This is a genomic window from Vibrio sp. S234-5 (genome assembly GCF_000960595.1).
GTDB lineage: Bacteria > Pseudomonadota > Gammaproteobacteria > Enterobacterales > Vibrionaceae > Vibrio.
On record NZ_JZAM01000174.1, the window covers coordinates 1 to 618 of the forward strand.

Below are 618 nucleotides of genomic sequence, written 5' to 3' on the forward strand. Positions count from 1 at the left end.
AATTTGCTTGGCGACCATAGCGTTTTGGACCCACCTGACTCCATCCCGAACTCAGAAGTGAAACGAAACAGCGTCGATGGTAGTGTGGGGTTTCCCCATGTGAGAGTAGAACATCGCCAGGCTTTAACTTGTTGTCTTTAGATTTTTAAGAAAAATCTGAAGACAAAAAAAGTAGACGAAACGTCTAACCAGACAGCGGAGCGGTAGTTCAGTCGGTTAGAATACCGGCCTGTCACGCCGGGGGTCGCGGGTTCGAGTCCCGTCCGCTCCGCCACTTTTCAGACAAAGCCCTAGCAGAAGTGCTAGGGCTTTGTCGTATCTAATACCAATCTGGAAAATTATACCAATCTGGAAAATTAACTGGTCAGATTAATCCACTCTCTTGTACACATCTTGCTAACTCTATCTGTACTGTCCAAGAATCGATTCCAAGCCTTGCACACTTTCTCCACGATATCCTCATAATCGGTAAAACTCTGATTGGCAAGATGGTGTTGTCTGAGCCAGCTCCACACTTGTTCTATCGGGTTTAGCTCTGGTGAATAGGGCGGGAGCTTGATGATACTGACATTGCTAAACGGTTCTGCAATGTCATTGGTATGCCAACTCGCCCCATCC

The 618-nt window shown here is 46.9% G+C and carries 1 protein-coding gene, 1 tRNA gene and 1 rRNA gene; 2 read left to right on the forward strand and 1 reads right to left on the reverse strand.

Annotated features, from left to right (window positions below; translation table 11 throughout):
* Positions 1–6: 6 nt before the first annotated feature.
* Positions 7–122 (forward strand): 5S ribosomal RNA (rrf, locus tag UF06_RS08050).
* Positions 123–197: 75 nt separating this feature from the next.
* Positions 198–274: transfer RNA gene (locus UF06_RS08055), tRNA-Asp, on the forward strand.
* Positions 275–356: 82 nt separating this feature from the next.
* Here UF06_RS08055 and UF06_RS08060 read toward each other — a convergent pair.
* On the reverse strand, positions 357–618 hold a 262-nt coding region (locus tag UF06_RS08060), incomplete at its 5' end, for a transposase (RefSeq protein WP_045569987.1).